This is a genomic window from Streptomyces sp. NPDC048192, from assembly GCF_043202415.1.
Classification (GTDB): Bacteria; Actinomycetota; Actinomycetes; order Streptomycetales; family Streptomycetaceae; genus Streptomyces.
This window is the reverse complement of sequence record NZ_JBIDAL010000003.1, coordinates 430,615-450,794: the sequence shown is the minus strand read 5'-3', so window position 1 is coordinate 450,794 and position 20,180 is coordinate 430,615. Positions and strand designations below refer to the sequence as shown.

Sequence of the window (20,180 nt, the reverse complement as noted above, 5' to 3'; positions counted from 1 at the left end):
TCGTCACTGCTCGCCCAGCGTCACCGTCGCCTTCTTCTCGTGGCCGTCCCGCTGGTAGGTCACCGTCGTCTTCTGGCCCGGCCTGTCCCCGGCCAGCGCCACCGCCAGGGACGTGAGGGTGGAGATGGACCGGTCGCCCAGCCTGGTGATGATGTCGCCGGTGCGCAGGCCCGCCTTGTCCGCCGCGCCACCGGACTTCACGCTGACCACGGCCACCCCGGCCGGCTGGTAGTTCTCGTCCACGACGGTCCGCGCGGTGATGCCGAGCGCCGCCCGCCCCGAGTTGGTGACCCGGCCCTTGTCCACGATCTGCGCGGCGATCGTCTTCACCATCGACGCCGGGATGGCGAACCCGATGCCGGGCGCCGCGCTGTTCCCGAGGCTCGGGTCGGCGGCGCCGAGCGTCGGGATGCCGATGACGTGCCCGGCCAGATCGACCAGCGCGCCGCCGCTGTTGCCGGGGTTGATGGGCGCCGAGGTCTGCACCATGTTCGCCAGGGTGGCGCCCGTGCCCCCGCCGGCCTCGCTGACGGTCCGCCCGGTCGCCGAGACGATGCCCTGGGTCACGCTGGAGGACAGCCCCAGCGGCGAGCCCATGGCCAGCACGATCTGGCCGACCTCCACCTTCTCGGAGTCGCCGAACACCGCCGCCTTCAGCCCGGACGGCACCTTGTCCAGCTTGATCACGGCCAGGTCCTGCTGGGGGTAGGAGTACACCAGACGCGCGGTGAGCGGCTGCTCGCTGCTGGCCGTGGTCACGTGGAACGTCTTCTGCGACGCGACCACGTGCGCGTTGGTGACGATGTGGCCCTTGCCGTCGTACACCACACCGGAGCCCAGCTCGCGGCTCGACTGGATCTGCACCACCGACGGCAGGGCCTGCTTGATGACCTTCTGGTACTGGCTCTGCAGATCGCTCGCGGCCATCGGCGCGTCCGCCACCCCGGGCGCGGAGGCGTTCTGCCGGGAACCGGTGGTGCAGCCGGCCGCCACGCAGCACACCAGCGTGGCGGTGGCCGCCTTCAGCAGGGCACGGTTCGGGGAAGCGTCCATACCCCGAGTCTCATCGGGCGCCGGTCGTCCGGCCCGCGGTGTTGGCCCGAACGGACTCAGCCCCGTACGCCGCACAGGTGCAGCAACGCCGCCACCCCGCGGTACGGGTCCGTGCGCCCGGCCCGCTCCTCGACCGCCAGCAGCGTCTCGAGGCCGTCCGGTATCTCCGCGTCGTCCGCCGCCGTGTCCGTGAACACCCGGACGCCGTACCAGGCGTGCAGCGGGGCGGCGATCCCGGCGAGGGTGGCGGTGAGGGAGGCCAGCCGGTCGGCCCGTACGTCCAGGCCGAGGCGGTTGCGATAGGCGGTGGTGTCGAAGGCGGCCAGCGCGCCCGCCCAGTCGCCGGCGAGGCCGGGCCGCATGGCGAGCGCGTCGCCGTTGCGCACCAGCAGCGACAGCAGCCCGCCGGGCGCCAGCATCCGCGCCAGGCCCGCCACCAGCGGATCGGGCTCCTCCACGTACATCAGCACGCCGTGGCACAGCACCACGTCGAAGCTGCCCGGCAGGAAGTGCACCCCGGTGTCCCGCCCGTCGCCCTGCACCAGCCGGACCCGCTCCCGGATGCCCTCGGGCTCGGCGGCCAGCGCCCTGCGCGCGGCGGCGATCATCGTCGGGTCCTGCTCGACGCCGGTCACCTGGTGGCCGAGCCGGGCCAGCCGCAGCGCCTGCGTGCCCTGGCCCATCCCGACGTCGAGCACCCGCAGCCGCCGCCCGACCGGGAACCGCCCGGCTATCTGCTCGTCCAGCTGCCGCGACACCAGCTCCTGGCGTACGACGTCCCGCAGCCTGCCCAGCTTGTCCAGCCAGGCCTCGGCCGCACCCCCGGTGAAAGCGTCTGCGCTCAGGGCCGCTCTCCGCGCTTGACCTGCGGCTTCGGCAGCCGGAGCCGGCGCATCTGGAGCGAGCGCATCAGCGCGTAGGGAACGGCGCCGCGCGTGTTCTCGTCCGGGAAGCGCTCCTTGAGGCGCTTCTTCAGCCGGAAACCGCTGACCGCCGAGTCCAGCACGATCAGCACGATCACCACGAGCCACAGCAGCAGCGCGATCGACTGGATCTGCGGCACCCGCACCACGCTCAGCACCAGGATGACCACGGCGAGCGGCAGGAAGAACTCCGCCGCGTTGAACCGCGAGTCCACCCAGGTGCGGGCGAACTTGCGGACCGGGCCCTTGTCCCGGGCGGGCAGATAGCGCTCGTCACCGGTGGCCAGCGCCTGGCGCTGCCGCTCCAGTGCCCGGCGCCGGTCCTCGCGCTGGCGCTTGGCGGCCTCCTTGCGGTTGGTCGGCGTGTGGGCCACGCTGCGCCGCTGGGACTGGGCCTCACTGCGCTTGGGCGTGGGCCTGCCCTTCGGGGCCTGCGGGTCACGGGGCTGCTTGGAGAGGGTCACCGGCGCCTTGTCGGCGGGGGCCTTCTCTTCCTTGGCACGGCTACGGAACACAAAACCCAAGGGTAAGGGCTTGACCGGCATGGACCCCAGCCCGACGGGGAACGATCCGGCAACACCGGACGTCTGTAGGGGGACAGAGGGGACGTTACGGCACGGGGTCGCGGGGGATACGGCAGGGCATCACCTACTCCTCACGCCGGAGCGGTACGGTCCGCAGTCGTCCTTGGGGATGAGCGCATCGGTCCCCGAACAGTGCGGTAATGGAGTCAGGGCCCGTACTGTGGGTTCTGTCGCAGGATCTGTGAGCTGGAGTCCGTCAGAAGGGGGCGCGCGAAGCCCATGAGCGGTGTCATGAAGCGTATGGGGATGATCTTCCGCGCGAAGGCGAACAAGGCCCTTGACCGGGCCGAGGACCCGCGCGAGACCCTCGATTACTCGTACCAGAAGCAGCTGGAGCTGCTGCAGAAGGTCCGCCGCGGCGTCGCCGACGTGGCGACCAGCCGCAAGCGTCTGGAACTCCAGCTCAACCAGCTGCAGCAGCAGTCCACCAAGCTGGAGGACCAGGGCCGCAAGGCGCTCGCGCTCGGCCGCGAGGACCTGGCCCGCGAGGCGCTGTCCCGCAAGGCCGCGCTCCAGCAGCAGGTCACCGACCTCCAGACGCAGCACGCCACCCTCCAGGGCGAGGAGGAGAAGCTCACCCTGGCGGCCCAGCGCCTGCAGGCCAAGGTCGACGCCTTCCGTACGAAGAAGGAGACCATCAAGGCCACCTACACCGCCGCCCAGGCCCAGACCCGCATCGGCGAGGCGTTCTCCGGCATCTCCGAGGAGATGGGCGACGTCGGCCTGGCCATCCAGCGCGCCGAGGACAAGACGCAGCAGCTCCAGGCCCGCGCCGGCGCCATCGACGAGCTGCTCGCCTCCGGCGCCCTGGACGACCCCTCCGGCATGGCCAAGGACGACATCGCCGCCGAGCTGGACCGGATCTCCGGTGGTAGTGATGTGGAGCTGGAGCTGCAGCGCATGAAGGCCGAGCTGGCCGGAGGCTCCCCGCAGCAGGCCATCGAGGGCGGCACCGGCCAGGGGCAGACCCAGCAGCAGCCGCAGGACACCCCGCGCTTCGACAAGCAGTAGCCCGGCGCCGGGACCCGAGCCGAGGAGGCGGACGTGATCGTACGGATCATGGGGGAGGGCCAGGTGCAGCTGGACGACTCCCACGTCGCCGAGCTGAACAAGCTGGACGACGAGCTGCTGGCGGAGATGGAGCGCGGCGACGAGGCGGCGTTCCGCCGCACCCTGGACGCGCTCCTGGGCGCCGTACGCCGTCTCGGCACCCCCCTTCCCGACGACGCGCTGGAGCCCTCGGAGCTGATCCTCCCGTCTCCGGACGCGTCGTTGGCTGAGGTCCGGGCGATGCTCGGCGACGAGGGCCTGATCCCGGGGTAGCGCCGTCGGGGCCCTCCTCGGCGGCACCGGCACCCGGACCACGGGCCGTACTGTTCCCTCCGTGAGCACTCTCGACCGCGCCCGCTGCAGTGTGAAGGCGCACCCCCTCGCGCTGGACGCGTCTATCGCCGCCGGCGTGCTGGTGTGCATGGTCGCGGGCTCCCTCGTCGTGCCCCGCGGAGCCAACGGCGTCACCTGGGGCCTGCGAACCCCCGACCTGCTCAGCCTGCTGCTGATGGTGCTGGCCGCGGCCGCGCTCGTCCTCCGCCGCCGCGCCCCCAAGACCGTGCTCGCCGTCACCGGCGTCCTGTCCGTGATCGAGTGCGTCACCGGCGACCCCCGCGCCCCGGTCGCGATGTCCGCCGTGGTCGCCCTCTACACGGTCGCCGCCACCACCGACCGCACCACCACCTGGCGGGTCGGCCTGCTCACCATGACCGTGCTGACGGCCGCCGCCATGCTGGCCGGCCCGCTGCCCTGGTACGCGCAGGAGAACCTCGGCGTGCTCGCCTGGACCGGCATCGGCGCCACCCTCGGGGACGCCGTACGCAGCCGCCGCGCCGTCGTCCGGGCGATCCGGGAGCGGGCCGAGCGCGCCGAGCGCACCCGTGAGGAGGAGGCCCGCCGCCGGGTCGCCGAGGAGCGGCTGCGCATCGCCCGCGATCTGCACGACGTCGTCGCCCATCACATCGCCCTGGTGAACGTGCAGGCCGGCGTCGCCGCGCACGTCATGGACAAGCGGCCGGACCAGGCCAAGGAGGCCCTGGCGCACGTCCGCGAGGCCGGCCGCGCCGCACTGGAGGAGCTGCGCGCCACCGTGGGTCTGCTGCGCCAGTCCGGCGACCCCGAGGCCCCGACCGAGCCCGCGCCCGGGCTCAGCCGGCTCCAGGAGCTGGCCGACACCTTCCGCAACGCGGGCCTGCCCGTGGAGGTGGCCCGCGCCGACCAGGGCGCCGAACTGCCCGCAGCCGTCGACCTGGCCGCCTACCGGATCGTCCAGGAGGCCCTGACCAACGTGCAGAAGCACGCCGGGACCGGGGCCAGGGCCGAGGTCAGCGTCGTACGGGTGGGGACGGACATCGAGGTGACCGTGCTCGACGACGGGGCGGGCGCGGCCGGGGTGCCCGGGGGCGGCGGCGGGCACGGGCTGATCGGCATGCGCGAGCGGGTCACCGCCCTCGGCGGCACCCTGACCACCGGGCCCCGCTACGGCGGCGGCTTCCGCGTCCATGCGATCCTGCCCCTCAAGACCCGCACCGAGACGCGCGAACACCGCTAGCCCGCGCCGGCCGCCCGGCCGCCGAGCCGGGCGGGCCCGTACAGACCAGACCGGCACGACCGTGAAGATCCGCGCCGAGACCCCTGCCGGGGCTCGTGCGACGGCCCCCGGGGGAGACCGATGACGATCCGTGTCCTGCTCGCCGACGACCAGGCCCTGCTGCGCAGCGCGTTCCGGGTGCTGGTCGACTCCGAGCCCGACATGGAGGTGGTGGGGGAGGCCTCCGACGGGGCCGAAGCCGTCCGGCTGGCCGGGGAGCAGGCCGCCGACGTCGTCCTCATGGACATCCGGATGCCGGGCACGGACGGGCTGGCCGCCACCCGGATGATCAGCTCCGATCCCTCCCTGGCGCAGGTCCGCGTGGTCATCCTCACGACGTTCGAGGTCGACGACTACGTCGTCCAGGCGCTGCGCGCGGGCGCCTCCGGCTTCCTCGGCAAGGGCAGCGAGCCGGAGGAACTGCTGAACGCCATCCGGGTCGCGGCCGGCGGCGAGGCCCTGCTGTCGCCCGCCGCCACCAAGGGGCTGATCGCCCGTTTCCTCGCCCAGGGCGACGGCGACGACGGCCGCGACCCCGCCCGCTCCGAGCGGCTCGGCGCCCTCACCGGGCGGGAGCGCGAGGTGCTGGTCCAGGTCGCCGGCGGCCACTCCAACGACGAGATCGCCGAACGCCTCCAGGTCAGCCCGCTGACGGTGAAGACGCACGTCAACCGGGCCATGGCCAAGCTGGGCGCGCGCGACCGCGCGCAGCTCGTGGTGATCGCGTACGAGTCGGGGCTGGTGCGGCCGAGGGCGGACTGATCTCCACCCTCGTGTACTGCGGATCTCCACCCCCGCGTACTGCGGGCGGAGTAGGGCCGGGACGACGAAATGGACCCAGGGCGTACAGGTGCGCGCTCTGCCATGGCCCAGGGTGAGAGGGTCTGCCGCTCACAGATTGAGAGACCCTGATCCATGTCCTGGCTGTCGAGATTCAGCCTCCGGCAACGGGCCCTGACCGGCCTGATGTCGCTCGTCGCGCTCGTCTTCGGGCTGATCGCGATACCCCAGATCAAGCAGCAGCTGCTGCCCACCATCGACCTGCCCATGGTGTCGGTGGTCGCGCCGTACCAGGGCGCCTCGCCCGACGTGGTCGAGAAGCAGGTCGTCGAGCCGATCGAGAACAACCTCCAGGGCGTCGACGGCGTCACCGGCGTCACCTCCACCGCGAGCGAGGGCAACGCCGTGATCATGGCGTCCTTCGACTACGGCAACGACACCAAGCAGATCGTCTCCGACGTCCAGCAGGCCGTGAACCGGGCCCGCAACCAGCTCCCGGACGGCGTCGACCCGCAGGTGGTCTCCGGCTCCACCGACGACATGCCGACCGTGGTCCTCGCCGCCACCTCCGGCAAGGACCAGCAGGCACTCGCCGACCAGCTGGACGACGTCGTCGTGCCGGCGCTGAAGGACATCGACGGCGTCGGCCGCGTCCAGGTCACCGGCGTCCGCGACCTGCAGGTCACCGTCACCCCGGACGACGCGAAGCTCGCGCGGGCCGGCCTCACCTCCGCCGCGCTCGGCCAGGCCCTCCAGGCGGGCGGCGCGACGGTCCCGGCCGGTTCCTTCGACGAGGACGGCGCCGGCCGCACCGTCCAGGTCGGCGGCGGCTTCACCTCGCTCACGCAGATCCAGGACCTCATGGTCGCCGGCCGGAGCGGCGGGAAGCCCGTACGGCTCGGTGACGTGGCCACCGTCAAGGAGCAGCCCGCCCCGGCCGACTCCATCACCCGCACCGACGGCAGGCCGAGCCTCGCCGTCACCGTGACCATGGACCACGACGGCAGCGCGGTCACCATCTCGAACGCGGTCAAGGACGAGCTGCCCGGCCTGCGCGAGCAGCTCGGCTCGGGCGCGCAGCTCACGGTCGTCAGCGACCAGGGCCCGGCGGTGTCCAAGTCCATCAAGGGCCTGACCACCGAGGGCGCGCTCGGCCTGCTCTTCGCCGTCCTCGTCATCCTGGTCTTCCTCGCGTCGATCCGCTCGACGCTGGTCACGGCCGTCTCCATCCCGCTGTCCGTCGTCCTGGCGCTGATCGTGCTGTGGACGCGCGGCCTGTCCCTGAACATGCTCACGCTCGGCGCGCTGACCATCGCGATCGGCCGGGTCGTCGACGACTCGATCGTGGTCCTGGAGAACGTCAAGCGGCACCTCGGCTACGGCGAGGAGCGGAAGAGCGCGATCCTGGACGCCGTGCGCGAGGTGGCCGGCGCGGTCACCTCCTCCACCCTCACCACGGTCGCCGTGTTCCTGCCGATCGGCCTGGTCGGCGGCATGGTGGGCGCCCTGTTCGGCTCGTTCAGCATCACGGTGACGGCGGCCCTGCTGGCCTCCCTGCTGGTGTCGCTGACCGTCGTGCCCGTGCTGTCGTACTGGTTCCTGCGCGCCCCGAAGGGCACCCCCGACGACGCGGCGGAGGCCCGCCGCCGGGCCGAGGAGAAGGAGGCGAACAGCCGCCTCCAGCGCGCCTACGTGCCCGTGCTGCGCTTCGCCACGCGCCGCCGCCTCACCAGCGTGCTGATCGCCCTCGTGGTCCTCGTGGTGACCTTCGGCATGGGCGGCCTGCTGAAGACGAACTTCTTCGACCAGGGCGAGCAGGAGGTCATCACGGTCAAGCAGGAGCTGAAGCCCGGTACGAGCCTGGCCGCCACCGACGCGCAGGCGAAGCGGGTCGAGAAGCTGCTCGCCTCCACCGAGGGCGTCAGGGACTACCAGGTCACCGTCGGCTCGTCCGGCTTCATGGCGGCCTTCGGCGGCGGCACGGACACCAACCAGGCGTCGTACCAGGTGATGCTGAAGGACTCCAAGTCCTACGGCACGGTGCAGCGGCACATCGAGGACGGCCTGAAGCGGCTCAAGGGCATCGGCACGACCACGGTGTCGGCCGGCGACGGCTTCGGCAACCAGGATCTCAGCGTGGTGGTCAAGGCGTCCGACCCGCAGGCGCTGCGTACGGCCGCGGAGCAGGTCCGTTCCACGGTCGCCGGCCTGGACGACGTCACCGACGTCACCAGCGACCTGTCCACGAGCGTGCCCCGGATCTCGGTCAAGGCGAACGCCAAGGCGGCCGCGGCCGGGTTCGACGACCAGAAGCTCGGAGCGGCGGTCGCCCAGGCGGTGCGCGGCACGACGGCGGCGAAGGCGGTCCTCGACGACACCGAGCGCGACGTCGTCGTGCGGTCGGCGAAGCCCGCGACCACCCTGGCCCAGCTGAAGGCGCTGCGCCTCGGCCCGGTGAAGCTCGGCGACATCGCCACGGTGAAGCTGGTGGACGGGCCGGTGTCCCTGACCCGGATCGACGGGCAGCGCGCCGCGACCATCACCGCCAAGCCGACCGGTGACAACACGGGTGCGATCAGCACCAAGCTCCAGTCGAAGATCAAGGCGCTGAAGCTCCCGGCGGGCGCGAAGGCCGAGATCGGCGGCGTGACCTCGGACCAGAGCGACGCGTTCAAGAACCTGGGCCTGGCCATGCTGGCGGCGATCGCGATCGTCTTCATGCTGCTGGTCGCGACGTTCCGCTCCCTCGCGCAGCCTTTGATCCTGCTGGTCTCCGTCCCGTTCGCGGCGACGGGCGCGATCGGTCTGCTGGTCGCCACCGGCACCCCGATGGGCGTCCCGGCGATGATCGGCATGCTGATGCTGATCGGCATCGTGGTGACCAACGCGATTGTCCTGATCGACCTGATCAACCAGTACCGGAGGCAGGGCCACGGCGTGGTCGAGGCCGTGATCGAGGGCGGCCGCCACCGTCTGCGCCCGATCCTGATGACGGCCCTGGCGACGATCTTCGCGCTGCTGCCCATGGCGCTGGGCGTCACCGGCGAGGGCGGCTTCATCGCCCAGCCCCTCGCGGTGGTCGTCATCGGCGGTCTGATCACCTCGACCCTGCTGACGCTCCTGCTGGTGCCGACGCTCTACGCGATGCTGGAACTGCGCAAGGAGCGCCGCGCGGCGAAGCGGGCGGCGAAGCAGCAGCCGGAGGCCCGGCGCACGCCGGAACCGGCGGGCGTGTAGGCGTCCGGTGACACCGGCGGCCGGGCCCGCACCACGGTGCGGGCCCGGCCGTTCGCCGTCGGTCACCGCCAAGGTGCCTGGCCGCTGTGGACGGCCGGGCTCCGGCCCGGCATGCTGATCATCCATGGACGACCACCCGCTGACGCCTCGACGGCCCGTCCCGCGCCCCTCGCGCCTGCGGTCCTTACTCGGCAGCGCCCTGCTGTGCCTGGTGGTGGTGGCGGCCGCCTCGGCGCCCCTGTACATCGGCGACGAGCCGGCCCGTTACGTCGCGCTGGGAGCGCTGGGCGTCACCCTGCTGTTCATCTACGTCTACGGGCTGGGGCTCAAGTCCCGGGCCGAGACGCACCGCGTCGCCGAGGGGCGGGAGCGGGTGCGGGAGGCGGAGGAGGGCCTGGAGCGCGCCCTGCGCCCGGCGTACGGCTACGCGCCCCAGGCCCCGTACGGCGGCTACCCCTATCCGGCCCCCTCGGGCCCGTACGGCGGTGTCACCGTGCCGTGGCCCACGCCGCCGTCCGATTCGCGCCCGCCGGACGGGGACCGGCCCGGGCCCTCGGCCGATCCGCAGGTGCCTCCGGTACAGCCGGGGGGACAGTACCCGGCGGAGGAGCGGGAGCCGGCGGAGCCGTACCCGTACCCGGCGGAGGAACAGGAGCCGGCGCAACCGCAGCCGGAGCCGTACCCGCAGCCGTATCCGATGCCGGGGCAGGGGCAGCCGTTCGAGTGGTACGGGCAGCAGCCAGCGCCGCAGCCGTACAGCCCGTACCAGCCCGGTCCCGGCCTCGCCGGAAGCCGGCTGAGCCTGCCCGAGCTGTGGGCGGTCACCCACCGGCGCCTGGACCTGTACCACGAGATCGCGCTCGGCCAGGCGGCACGGTCGTTCCGCAACGCCCAGGTCGCCATGGTGCTCGGCTTCCTGCTGCTCGCCGTCTTCGTGGTCGTGGCGCTGCGCGCGAGCACGACGGCCGGGAGCGTGGTCGCGGGTGGCCTCGGGGCTGTGGCGGCCGCTCTCGCGGGCTATGTGAGCCGCACCTTCATCCGCTCCCAGGAAGCGGCGGCCGGCCATCTGCGGGCCTACTTCGAGCAGCCCCTGGAGTTCTCCCGCTACCTGGCCGCGGAACGCCTCGTCGCCGAGGCCGCCCTCGGCGAGCAACGCCGCGCGGAGGTGCTGGGCACGCTGGTGGAGGCGATGGTGGCGGGGACGGGCTCACGGGTCCCGGAGAGCCCCGCACCGGCACGGGAAAGGGGCGCCCCCGACAGCGGGGGGCGCCCCTGACCGTCCGCGGGGTGCCGGCTACGGCAGCGCCAGCATCCGCTCCAGCGCGAGCTTGGCGAACGCCTCGGTCTCCTTGTCGACCTCGATGCGGTTGACCAGGTTGCCCTCGGCGAGGGACTCCAGGGCCCAGACCAGGTGGGGCAGGTCGATGCGGTTCATGGTCGAGCAGAAGCAGACCGTCTTGTCGAGGAAGACGATCTCCTTGCCCTCGGGCGCGAAACGGTTCGCCAGCCGGCGGACCAGGTTCAGCTCGGTGCCGATGGCCCACTTGGAGCCGGCCGGGGCCGCCTCCAGGGTCTTGATGATGTATTCGGTGGAGCCGACGTAGTCCGCCGCGGCCACGACCTCGTGCTTGCACTCGGGGTGCACCAGGACGTTCACACCGGGGATGCGCGCGCGCACGTCGTCGACCGAGTCCAGGCTGAAGCGGCCGTGGACGGAGCAGTGCCCGCGCCACAGGATCATCTTCGCGGCGCGCAGTTCGTCCGCCGTCAGGCCGCCGTTCGGCTTGTGCGGGTTGTAGACCACGCAGTCGTCCAGGGACATGCCCATGTCCCGGACGGCGGTGTTGCGGCCGAGGTGCTGGTCGGGCAGGAAGAGCACCTTCTCGCCCTGCTCGAAGGCCCAGTCGAGGGCGCGCTTCGCGTTCGACGAGGTGCAGATCGTGCCGCCGTGCTTGCCGGTGAACGCCTTGATGTCGGCGGAGGAGTTCATGTACGAGACGGGGACGACCTGCTCGGCGATCCCGGCCTCCGTCAGCACGTCCCAGCACTCCGCGACCTGCTCGGCCGTCGCCATGTCGGCCATCGAGCAGCCGGCGGCGAGGTCGGGCAGGACGACCTTCTGGTCGTCGGAGGTGAGGATGTCCGCCGACTCGGCCATGAAGTGCACACCGCAGAAGACGATGTACTCGGCCTCCGGGCGCGCGGCCGCGTCCCGGGCCAGCTTGAAGGAGTCGCCCGTGACGTCGGCGAACTGGATGACCTCGTCGCGCTGGTAGTGGTGGCCGAGCACGAAGACCTTGTCGCCGAGCTTCTCCTTGGCCGCGCGGGCGCGCTGCACCAGGTCGGGGTCGGACGGCGACGGAAGGTCACCGGGGCACTCGACGCCCCGCTCGCTCTTCGGGTCGGCCTCGCGGCCGAGCAGCAGCAGGGCGAGCGGAGTCGGCTGTACGTCGAGCTCCGGGGTCTGGGCGGTGGTCACGACACGCACCCTTTCTACTTTTCGTCTAACTGACGCTATCTATCATAACCGGTTCACGTCAGTTTGACGATGGCCATAGCGTCGATGTGACGTGAATCCCGCCCGTGTCCCCCTGCGGGGCGCTGTCGGCGTTCCCGGGCGTGTGCGAGCATGAAGGGGGAACCACCAATGCGACAACGTGACTGCCCGGCCCGGAATGAATCCGCGGAAGCGCCGGTTGCACTCGTCGGCAAGCAGTCTCCGTACAACCCGGGAGAGATGTAGATGTCCGTATCGGACGAGACCACCACCGTCACCGACGGCATCATCCTGACCGACGCCGCCGCGGCCAAGGTCAAGGCCCTGCTCGACCAGGAAGGCCGCGACGACCTCGCGCTGCGCGTCGCCGTCCAGCCCGGCGGCTGCTCCGGCCTGCGCTACCAGCTCTTCTTCGACGAGCGCTCGCTCGACGGTGACGTGGAGAAGGACTTCGGCGGGGTCAAGGTCGTCACGGACCGGATGAGCGCCCCGTACCTCGGCGGCGCCACCATCGACTTCGTGGACACCATCGAGAAGCAGGGCTTCACGATCGACAACCCGAACGCGACCGGCTCCTGCGCCTGCGGCGACTCCTTCAGCTGAGCCGAGCGCCGTACGGCCCGACGGCCCGAGAAAGGCGGCGGCCCCCTGCACGGGGGGCCGCCGCCTTCGTCGTACCGGTGTCCCACGGGCCCGCGGCGAGACGTGCCGCCGCGTTCTCCTACCGCGTCTGCGGCGAGGCGTCCGGCCGCAGCGCCCCCGGCTTGCCCCGCGGGATCCGGGCGCCGTCCGCGCCGACCACGGTCCGCCCGCCCAGCGGTGCGGCCAGACGGACGGTCTTCACGTACTCCTTGGCGATCAGCACGCACACCTTGCCCGGCCAGGGATGCTCCGTCACGCTCACGGTCACCCGCGCGCCGCTCTCCCGCGCCGCCACCGTGTAGTCGGCGCACACACCGCCGAAGAAGCTCACGGTCAGTTCACGGTCGTCGGCCAGGTAGCCGGTCACCTTCACGGTCCGGGGCGCCGCGGACGCGGTGGGCGCCGAGGGCGTCGCCGCGGACGCCAGGTACCGGGGGTCGACCGCCGGGTACGACACCGTGGACGCCCCCTGCCCGTCCGGCCCCCGCACCTGGAACAGCCAGGACGGCACCAGCGTCTGCCGCCCGGAGACCGGGTGCGCGGCCAGCCCGAACACCGCCTTCTCCACGACGGCCTCGTCCCTGCCCGGATCCGCCCCCCGCTCCGGCACACCCGTGGACGCGCCGCACGGCTGCTCCAGCCGGTCCTTCGGCGGCACCGGGCTCGCACATCCGCCGATGCCCATCCGGTGGTCGCCCTTCGGCGCCGCGTTCATCAGCTCCAGCGTCTTCGCGGCGCTCAGCACGGGGTACGCGGCGCCCTTCGCCGGCGCCCCCAGCAGCCCGTGCCCGCCGACCAGCCCGCCCTGCCGGTCCACCGTCAGGCCGGTGGTCCAGCCGTAGGTCGGCAGCCCGCCGACCACGGGATCGGCGTTGACCACCCGCTGGGCGCCCATCACCTGGCTCGCGTCGATCTTCGCGTCGTCCAGCCCGGCCGCCTTCAGCACCGGCGCCGCTGCCCGGGTCGCCTTCGCGGCGCTCACCGGGGCGCCGGCCGGGCCCATCGGGTCGTGCGTGCACAGGGCGCCCTTCCGGCAGTCGTCGGTGCCCGGCGTGTACCGGCTGAAGGTCCAGCTGCCCGGCGCGTCCCGCTGCACCGTCAGGCTCGGCCCGGTGCCGTCCTTGCCGCCGACCCGCCAGATCCGCCCCTCGGCCACCGGGGCGCCGTCCACACCCAGTGACTCGGCCAGCCGGGCCACCGCGGCCCGGCCGACCTCGCCCTCCGGCGCGTACACCGGCGCGGAACCGGGACCGGCCGGCAGGCGCCCCCGGGCGACGTACACGGCGCCGTACGGGTCGGGCTCGCCGGGCGCGACGCCGATGCCGAAGCCGTCCAGCGCGAGCGGCGGGGGAGTGGCGCCGGAGCCGGCCGCTCCCGCCTCGCCCGTACGACCGCCGCTGCCGCCGTCCGCCGCGAGGTAGGCGCCACCGCCGCCGGCCAGCAGCACGGCGGCGGCCACGCCGGCCACGACGAGCGGCGAGCGCCGTCCGGTCCGCGCGCCCGGGCCGGCCTCCTCGGCATGTCCGGAGCCGTCGGGGTGCTCGCGGTTCTCGGGTCGCTCGGTGTTCACCGCATCGCTCCTCGCTGGTCGTATCCCGCCTCCCCCGCGTGGGGGACGGCGATGGGACGCGGGAGGGGAGCGCGCGGTTCCCCGCGGAACGCGCCGCGCGCCTCAGTCGCCGTACTCGGACATGGCGTCCAGCAGCCGCGCGGAACGCGCCGGCACGCTCACCCCGTGGATCCGGGACGGCGGCACCGGCTGGGACTCGGGGTGCTCGGGAACCGCCCAGTGCGGAGCCATCCGGGCGCAGTCACCGCGCAGCGCGGCGAGATCGCCCTCGAGGTCGGCCGGGGCGGGGGAGTGGACCTTGAGGTTCGTCATGACGGCACCGTAGGCCTGCTCCGGGGTGCGAAGAAATATCTACTATCGGGTAGTTTCGGCAGCTGCAGCGCGGACGGACGACCGGGTAGCGTGAACTGTCAACACAGCCTCCCGCAGGAGAATGCCGTCGTGCGCATCGCAGTCACCGGCTCCATCGCCACCGACCACCTCATGACCTTCCCCGGCAGGTTCGCCGACCAGCTCGTCGCGGACCAGCTGCACACGGTTTCGCTCTCCTTCCTGGTCGACAAGCTCGACGTGCGCCGGGGCGGCGTCGGCGCGAACATCGCCTTCGGCATGGGCCAGCTCGGCACCAAGCCGGTCCTGGTCGGCGCCGCCGGCCCCGACTTCGACGAGTACCGGGCCTGGCTCGACCGGCACGGCGTGGACACCGCCTCGGTCCGCATCTCCGAGACCCTGCACACGGCCCGCTTCGTGTGCACCACCGACGCCGACCACAACCAGATCGGCTCCTTCTACACCGGCGCGATGAGCGAGGCCCGCCTCATCGAGCTGAAGACCGTCGCCGACCGCGTGGGCGGCCTCGACCTGGTCCTCATCGGCGCCGACGACCCGGAGGCGATGCTCCGCCACACCGAGGAGTGCCGCTCCCGCGGGATCCCGTTCGCCGCCGACTTCTCCCAGCAGATCGCCCGCATGGACGGCGATGAGATCCGGCTGCTGCTGGACGGGGCGACGTACCTGTTCTCCAACGAGTACGAGAAGGGCCTCATCGAGTCCAAGACCGGCTGGAGCGACGCCGAGATCCTTCGCAAGGTCGGCCACCGCGTCACCACGCTCGGCTCTCGCGGGGTGCGCATCGAGCGGGTCGGCGAGGACCCGATCGAGGTCGGCTGCCCCGAGGAGGAGCGCAAGGCCGACCCCACCGGTGTCGGCGACGCCTTCCGCGCCGGGTTCCTGTCGGGGCTGGCCTGGGGCGTCTCCCTGGAGCGCGCCGCCCAGGTGGGCTGCATGCTGGCCACGCTCGTCATCGAGACGGTGGGCACGCAGGAGTACCGGCTGCTCCGCGGGCACTTCATGGAGCGGTTCGTGAAGGCGTACGGGGACGAGGCCGGGGAAGAAGTCCGGACCCACCTGCGGTGAGGCAGGCGGCCGAGGGCGTTCAGCTCACCCGGCGGACCAGGTAGGCCGTTCCTCCGTCCGCCGGCTCCTCCCCGACGTACTCCTGCCCCCGCATCTCGCACCACGCCGGAATGTCCAGGCGGGCCGCCTCGTCGTCGGAGAGGACCCGCACCGTGCCGCCCACCGGGACCCGTCCGAACACCTTGGCCAGCTCGATGACCGGGATCGGGCAGCGCTTGCCGAGGGAGTCGACGAGCACCTCCCCGGGTCCCTCCTGGGCGGCCGGTGCGGCCGGTGCGCCCAGCTTCTCCCGGACCCCGGCGACCGCGCCCGGCAACACCTCGAGGAACCGCTCCACGTCCTCCTCGGCCGCCCCCGCCGGCAGGGACACCCGTACGTTCCCCTCGCTCAGCACGCCCATCGCCTTCAGCACATGGCTGGGCGTCAGCGTGCTGCTGGTGCAGGAGGAGCCGGAGGAGACGGAGAAGCCCTCCCGGTCCAACTCGTGCAGCAGCGCCTCGCCGTCGACGTAGAGGCAGGAGAAGGTGACGATCCCGGGCAGCCGGCGCTCGGCGTCGCCGACCACCTCGACGTCCGGCACCAGCCGCGGCACCCGGGTCCGGATCCGCTCCGTCAGCTCCCGCAGCCGTACCGCCTCCTGGGCCGCCTCGGCCCGCACCGCCCGCAGGGAGGCCACGGCGGCCACGATCGCGGGGATGTTCTCGAAGCCGGGCGCGCGCCCCGACTCCCGCTCGTCCGCGGGCCCTTGAGCGGCGAACCGCACCCCCTTGCGCACGGCGAGCAGCCCGACCCCGGACGGCCCGCCCCACTTGTGCGCGCTGGCCGTCAGCAGCGACCAGTCACCCTCGACGGGCCCCCACCCCAGCGACTGCGCCGCGTCCACCAGCAGCGGCACCCCGGCCGCCCGGCACACCCCGGCCACCGCGGCCACCGGCTGCACGGTGCCCACCTCGTGGTTGGCCGACTGGAGCACGGCGAGCGCGGTGTCCTCCCGCAGCGCGTCCGCGTAGCCCGACGGATCCACCGCCCCGGCCCGGTTCACCGGCACCCGGGTCACCGTCCCCCCGTCCGCCTCGAACACCTCAGCCGAATGGAGTACGGAGGAGTGTTCGACCGCCGACACGATCAGGTGGCGTCCCACCCGCCGCCGCCCGGCCAACGCCCCCGCGACGCCCGTGTGTACGGCCCGGGTCCCGGAGGACGTGAACACCACCTCGTCCGCCCGGCAGCCGACGGCCTCGGTAGCCGCCTCCCGCGCGGCGTCCAGCAGCATCCGCGCCCTGCGGCCCTCCCGGTACAGCCGCGCGGGATCCGCCCAGCCCTCGTCCAGAGAGGCCAACAGCGCCTGACGGGCAACGGGATGGAGAGGAGTGGCGGAGGCAGCGTCAAAGTAGGCCATACGGCAACGCTAAACCGCCGCTCCGGGCAGCGCCCCCAAGGGGCGCGACCAGCCATGACGGGCCCGCAGCCGCCAATCCAGCGAACCACCCGAGCCAGTAGGCACCCCTCCCCGCGAACCCTCGAAGAGGGTGGGCTAGGGTTTGGTCCGCATAAACATCCAAACCCCTGCCCGACGCAGGGCGGCGACCGACCAGCGAGAAGGCCGCAGCCGACCGCGCGGGCGAGACTCTCGGGAAGGCGCTACGTGAGTCCCAACGGCTCCGACCGCTCGCCGCGGCGCCCGATGCGGCGGAAGCTGCTGCAGGCACTGACCGCGGGCCTGGTCCTGGCGACCGCAACCGGTTGCACATACAAGGACTTCCCCCGCCTTGGCATGCCCACCCCGACCACGGAAGAGGCTCCGCGGATCCTCTCCCTGTGGCAGGGATCCTGGGCTGCCGCGCTCGCCGTCGGCGTGCTGGTGTGGGGCCTGATCCTGTGGAGTGCTTTCTTCCACCGGCGCAGCCGCACCAAGGTCGAGGTACCTCCGCAGACCCGGTACAACATGCCGATCGAGGCCCTGTACACGGTGGTCCCGATCATCATCATCTCGGTGCTCTTCTACTTCACGGCCCGGGACGAGTCGAAGCTCCTGGACCTCTCCAAGAAGCCGGACGTCACGGTCAACGTGGTCGGCTTCCAGTGGAGCTGGGGCTTCAACTACATCGAGAACGTCCCCGGTGTCTCCGGCGACGCCAAGACCGACAAGAACCTGGACGCCATTCCGGACCGGTTCAAGAAGGACTTCCCGGCGAACGCCGGCGGTGTCTACGACGTCGGTACCCCCGGCACGCGGAACCCGCAGACGAACAACCCCGGTCCGACGCTCTGGCTCCCCAAGGGCAAGACGGTCCGCTTCGTCCTGACCTCTCGTGACGTCATCCACTCCTTCTGGGTGGTGCCGTTCCTGATGAAGCAGGACGTCATCCCGGGCCACACCAATGCCTTCCAGGTGACCCCGAACCACGAGGGCACCTTCCTCGGCAAGTGCGCCGAGCTCTGCGGCGTCGACCACTCGCGCATGCTGTTCAACGTGAAGGTCGTATCCCCGGCGGCGTACCAGAAGCACCTCCAGGACCTCGCCAAGAAGGGGCAGACCGGTTACATTCCCGCCGGCATCGCGCAGACGAGCCACGAGAAGAACCGGGAGACGAACAACCTGTGAGCATCCTCAACGAACCCCAGGGTGCCGCGGCAGCTGAAGGCTCGTACGCGGACGAGATGCCGGTCCGGCGGAAGCAACCCGGCAGCGTCGTGGTGAAGTGGCTGACGACCACCGACCACAAGACGATCGGAACGATGTACCTCGTTACGTCGTTCGCGTTCTTCCTGATCGGCGGCGTGATGGCGCTGCTCATGCGCGCCGAGCTGGCCCGGCCGGGCCTGCAGATCATGTCGAACGAGCAGTTCAACCAGGCGTTCACGATGCACGGCACGATCATGCTGCTGATGTTCGCGACGCCGCTGTTCGCCGGCTTCACCAACTGGATCATGCCGCTGCAGATCGGCGCGCCCGACGTGGCGTTCCCGCGGCTGAACATGTTCGCCTACTGGCTGTACCTGTTCGGCTCGACCATCGCGGTCGGCGGCTTCCTCACCCCGCAGGGCGCGGCCGACTTCGGCTGGTTCGCCTACTCCCCGCTGTCCGACGCGGTCCGCAGCCCGGGCATCGGCGCGGACATGTGGATCATGGGTCTGGCCTTCTCCGGCTTCGGCACCATCCTCGGTGCGGTCAACTTCATCACCACGATCATCTGCATGCGTGCCCCGGGCATGACGATGTTCCGCATGCCGATCTTCGTGTGGAACGTGCTGCTGACCGCCGTGCTGGTCCTGCTGGCCTTCCCGGTGCTGGCCGCCGCGCTGTTCGCCCTGGAGGCGGACCGCAAGTTCGGCGCCCACGTCTTCGACGCCACCAACGGCGGCGCCCTGCTGTGGCAACACCTCTTCTGGTTCTTCGGCCATCCGGAGGTGTACATCATCGCGCTGCCGTTCTTCGGGATCATCTCCGAAGTGATCCCGGTGTTCTCGCGCAAGCCGATGTTCGGCTACATGGGCCTGATCGCCGCGACCATCTCCATCGCGGGTCTGTCCGTGACGGTGTGGGCGCACCACATGTACGTCACCGGCGGTGTGCTGCTGCCGTTCTTCTCCTTCATGACCTTCCTGATCGCCGTCCCGACCGGTGTGAAGTTCTTCAACTGGATCGGCACGATGTGGAAGGGCTCGCTGTCCTTCGAGACGCCGATGCTCTGGGCCATCGGCTTCCTGATCACCTTCACGTTCGGTGGTCTGACCGGTGTCATCCTGGCCTCGCCCCCGATGGACTTCCACGTCTCCGACTCGTACTTCGTGGTGGCCCACTTCCACTACGTCGTCTTCGGCACGGTCGTCTTCGCGATGTTCTCCGGCTTCCACTTCTGGTGGCCGAAGATGACCGGCAAGATGCTGGACGAGCGCCTCGGCAAGATCACCTTCTGGACGCTGTTCGTCGGCTTCCACGGCACCTTCCTGGTCCAGCACTGGCTGGGTGTGGAGGGCATGCCGCGCCGGTACGCCGACTACCTGGCCGCCGACGGCTTCACCGCCCTGAACACGATCTCGACCATCTGCTCGTTCCTGCTCGGCCTGTCGATCCTGCCCTTCCTCTACAACGTGTGGAAGACGGCCAAGTACGGCAAGCCGGTCGGCGTGGACGACCCGTGGGGCTACGGCCGCTCCCTGGAGTGGGCGACGTCCTGCCCGCCGCCGCGGCACAACTTCGTCACCCTGCCGCGGATCCGCAGCGAATCCCCGGCGTTCGACCTGCACCACCCCGAGATCGCCGCGCTCGAGCAGCTTGAGCACGCCGGTCACGGCAGCGCCATCGCGGGCAGCAAGGAGGCCGGCAAGTGAAGATCCAGGGCCGGATGTTCATCTGGCTGAGCTTCTTCCTCCTGATCATGGCCATCGTGTATGGCGTGTGGTCGAAGGAGCCGGCCGGCACCACGGCGCTCTTCCTGGCCTTCGGTCTGAGCGTGATGATCGGCTTCTACCTGGGCTTCACGGCCCGGCGGGTCGACGCGGGCGCCCAGGACGACAAGGAGGCCGACGTCGCGGACGACGCGGGCGAGCTGGGCTTCTTCAGCCCGCACAGCTGGCAGCCGCTGCTGCTGGGCTTCGGCGGTGCGATCGCCTTCCTCAGCATCGCGGTCGGCTGGTGGCTGATCTACTTCTCCGCCCCGTTCATCGTGGTCGGTCTGTTCGGCTGGGTGTTCGAGTACTACCACGGTGAGAACCGCACCCAGTAGCAGCCGGTAGCACCGATGTGCGTCATCCGGGAGCCCGGACCCTTCGTCAGGAGGGGTCCGGGCTCTCGTCTTCTACACAGGTGAAGGCGGCTTTCCGGTGCAGGCGC

At 71.6% G+C, this 20,180-nt stretch carries 18 protein-coding genes; 11 read left to right on the top strand and 7 right to left on the bottom strand.

All coding sequences use genetic code 11. The features are described 5' to 3' along the window. Nucleotides 1–3: 3 nt before the first annotated feature. The 3 genes from ACGFZN_RS07670 to ACGFZN_RS07660 all read right to left on the bottom strand — a co-directional run bounded on the left by ACGFZN_RS07670 (nucleotide 4) and on the right by ACGFZN_RS07660 (nucleotide 2,521). Nucleotides 4–1,053, bottom strand: a complete 1,050-nt coding sequence (locus ACGFZN_RS07670; RefSeq protein WP_393857559.1) for a S1C family serine protease — start codon at nucleotides 1,051–1,053, stop codon at nucleotides 4–6. A gap of 56 nt (nucleotides 1,054–1,109) precedes the next feature. Continuing rightward, entirely contained in the window at nucleotides 1,110–1,811 is a 702-nt protein-coding gene (locus ACGFZN_RS07665; RefSeq protein WP_393857558.1) for a class I SAM-dependent methyltransferase, read from the bottom strand. Nucleotides 1,812–1,894: 83 nt separating this feature from the next. Beyond that, nucleotides 1,895–2,521 (bottom strand): DUF3043 domain-containing protein, encoded by a 627-nt coding sequence (locus ACGFZN_RS07660; RefSeq protein ID WP_393857557.1) that lies wholly within the window; start codon nucleotides 2,519–2,521, stop codon nucleotides 1,895–1,897. Between the two features lie 258 nt (nucleotides 2,522–2,779). Here ACGFZN_RS07660 and ACGFZN_RS07655 point away from each other — a divergent pair, with 258 nt between their 5' ends. From ACGFZN_RS07655 to ACGFZN_RS07630, 6 genes are all read left to right on the top strand, one after another. Further along, the gene (locus ACGFZN_RS07655; protein WP_330340519.1) at nucleotides 2,780–3,571 is read left to right on the top strand and encodes a PspA/IM30 family protein; all 792 of its coding nucleotides are present in this window, start codon (nucleotides 2,780–2,782) and stop codon (nucleotides 3,569–3,571) included. A gap of 33 nt (nucleotides 3,572–3,604) precedes the next feature. Continuing rightward, entirely contained in the window at nucleotides 3,605–3,883 is a 279-nt protein-coding gene (locus ACGFZN_RS07650; protein WP_393857556.1) for a hypothetical protein, read from the top strand. Nucleotides 3,884–3,944: 61 nt separating this feature from the next. Beyond that, nucleotides 3,945–5,162: a sensor histidine kinase gene (locus ACGFZN_RS07645; RefSeq protein WP_393857555.1), complete on the top strand. Its 1,218-nt coding sequence runs from the start codon at nucleotides 3,945–3,947 to the stop codon at nucleotides 5,160–5,162. A 120-nt stretch (nucleotides 5,163–5,282) separates the two neighbouring features. Beyond that, on the top strand, nucleotides 5,283–5,963 hold the full coding sequence (locus tag ACGFZN_RS07640) for a response regulator (RefSeq protein ID WP_393857554.1): 681 nt from the start codon (nucleotides 5,283–5,285) through the stop codon (nucleotides 5,961–5,963). A gap of 153 nt (nucleotides 5,964–6,116) precedes the next feature. After that, the gene (locus ACGFZN_RS07635; RefSeq protein ID WP_393857553.1) at nucleotides 6,117–9,218 is read left to right on the top strand and encodes an efflux RND transporter permease subunit; all 3,102 of its coding nucleotides are present in this window, start codon (nucleotides 6,117–6,119) and stop codon (nucleotides 9,216–9,218) included. A gap of 124 nt (nucleotides 9,219–9,342) precedes the next feature. After that, a complete protein-coding gene (locus ACGFZN_RS07630; RefSeq protein ID WP_393857552.1) occupies nucleotides 9,343–10,494 on the top strand; it encodes a hypothetical protein in 1,152 nt (383 codons plus the stop codon). Nucleotides 10,495–10,512: 18 nt separating this feature from the next. On the opposite strand, the gene nadA is transcribed toward ACGFZN_RS07630, so the two are convergent. Next, entirely contained in the window at nucleotides 10,513–11,697 is a 1,185-nt protein-coding gene (gene nadA, locus ACGFZN_RS07625; RefSeq protein WP_393857551.1) for a quinolinate synthase NadA, read from the bottom strand. A 264-nt stretch (nucleotides 11,698–11,961) separates the two neighbouring features. Here nadA and ACGFZN_RS07620 point away from each other — a divergent pair, with 264 nt between their 5' ends. Continuing rightward, entirely contained in the window at nucleotides 11,962–12,318 is a 357-nt protein-coding gene (locus ACGFZN_RS07620; protein ID WP_028422454.1) for an iron-sulfur cluster assembly accessory protein, read from the top strand. 118 nt (nucleotides 12,319–12,436) lie between these two features. Here ACGFZN_RS07620 and ACGFZN_RS07615 read toward each other — a convergent pair whose 3' ends face one another. Beyond that, nucleotides 12,437–13,927 carry a hypothetical protein gene (locus tag ACGFZN_RS07615; protein ID WP_393857550.1) on the bottom strand — a complete coding sequence of 497 codons (1,491 nt, stop codon included), beginning with the start codon at nucleotides 13,925–13,927 and terminating at the stop codon, nucleotides 12,437–12,439. Between the two features lie 102 nt (nucleotides 13,928–14,029). After that, nucleotides 14,030–14,239, bottom strand: coding sequence for a hypothetical protein (locus ACGFZN_RS07610; RefSeq protein WP_393857549.1), 210 nt, complete (start codon nucleotides 14,237–14,239; stop codon nucleotides 14,030–14,032). 129 nt (nucleotides 14,240–14,368) lie between these two features. On the opposite strand from ACGFZN_RS07610, the gene ACGFZN_RS07605 reads away from it, so the two are divergent. Further along, nucleotides 14,369–15,343, top strand: a complete 975-nt coding sequence (locus ACGFZN_RS07605) for a carbohydrate kinase family protein (RefSeq protein WP_393857548.1) — start codon at nucleotides 14,369–14,371, stop codon at nucleotides 15,341–15,343. Nucleotides 15,344–15,362: 19 nt separating this feature from the next. Here the strand turns inward: ACGFZN_RS07605 and ACGFZN_RS07600 are convergent, their stop codons facing one another. Continuing rightward, on the bottom strand, nucleotides 15,363–16,742 hold the full coding sequence (locus ACGFZN_RS07600; protein WP_393857547.1) for a cysteine desulfurase/sulfurtransferase TusA family protein: 1,380 nt from the start codon (nucleotides 16,740–16,742) through the stop codon (nucleotides 15,363–15,365). 246 nt (nucleotides 16,743–16,988) lie between these two features. Here ACGFZN_RS07600 and coxB point away from each other — a divergent pair, with 246 nt between their 5' ends. The 3 genes from coxB to ACGFZN_RS07585 are packed head-to-tail and all read left to right on the top strand — an operon-like array spanning nucleotide 16,989 to nucleotide 20,073. Next, the gene (coxB, locus tag ACGFZN_RS07595) at nucleotides 16,989–17,948 is read left to right on the top strand and encodes a cytochrome c oxidase subunit II (protein WP_330340530.1); all 960 of its coding nucleotides are present in this window, start codon (nucleotides 16,989–16,991) and stop codon (nucleotides 17,946–17,948) included. Beyond that, complete coding sequence (gene ctaD, locus ACGFZN_RS07590; RefSeq protein WP_393857546.1) at nucleotides 17,945–19,678, top strand: cytochrome c oxidase subunit I; 1,734 nt, start codon at nucleotides 17,945–17,947, stop codon at nucleotides 19,676–19,678. The genes coxB and ctaD overlap by 4 nt, the downstream gene beginning before the upstream one ends. Further along, nucleotides 19,675–20,073, top strand: a complete 399-nt coding sequence (locus ACGFZN_RS07585) for a cytochrome c oxidase subunit 4 (protein ID WP_330340532.1) — start codon at nucleotides 19,675–19,677, stop codon at nucleotides 20,071–20,073. Before ctaD ends, ACGFZN_RS07585 begins: the two co-directional genes overlap by 4 nt. Nucleotides 20,074–20,180 lie beyond the last annotated feature (107 nt).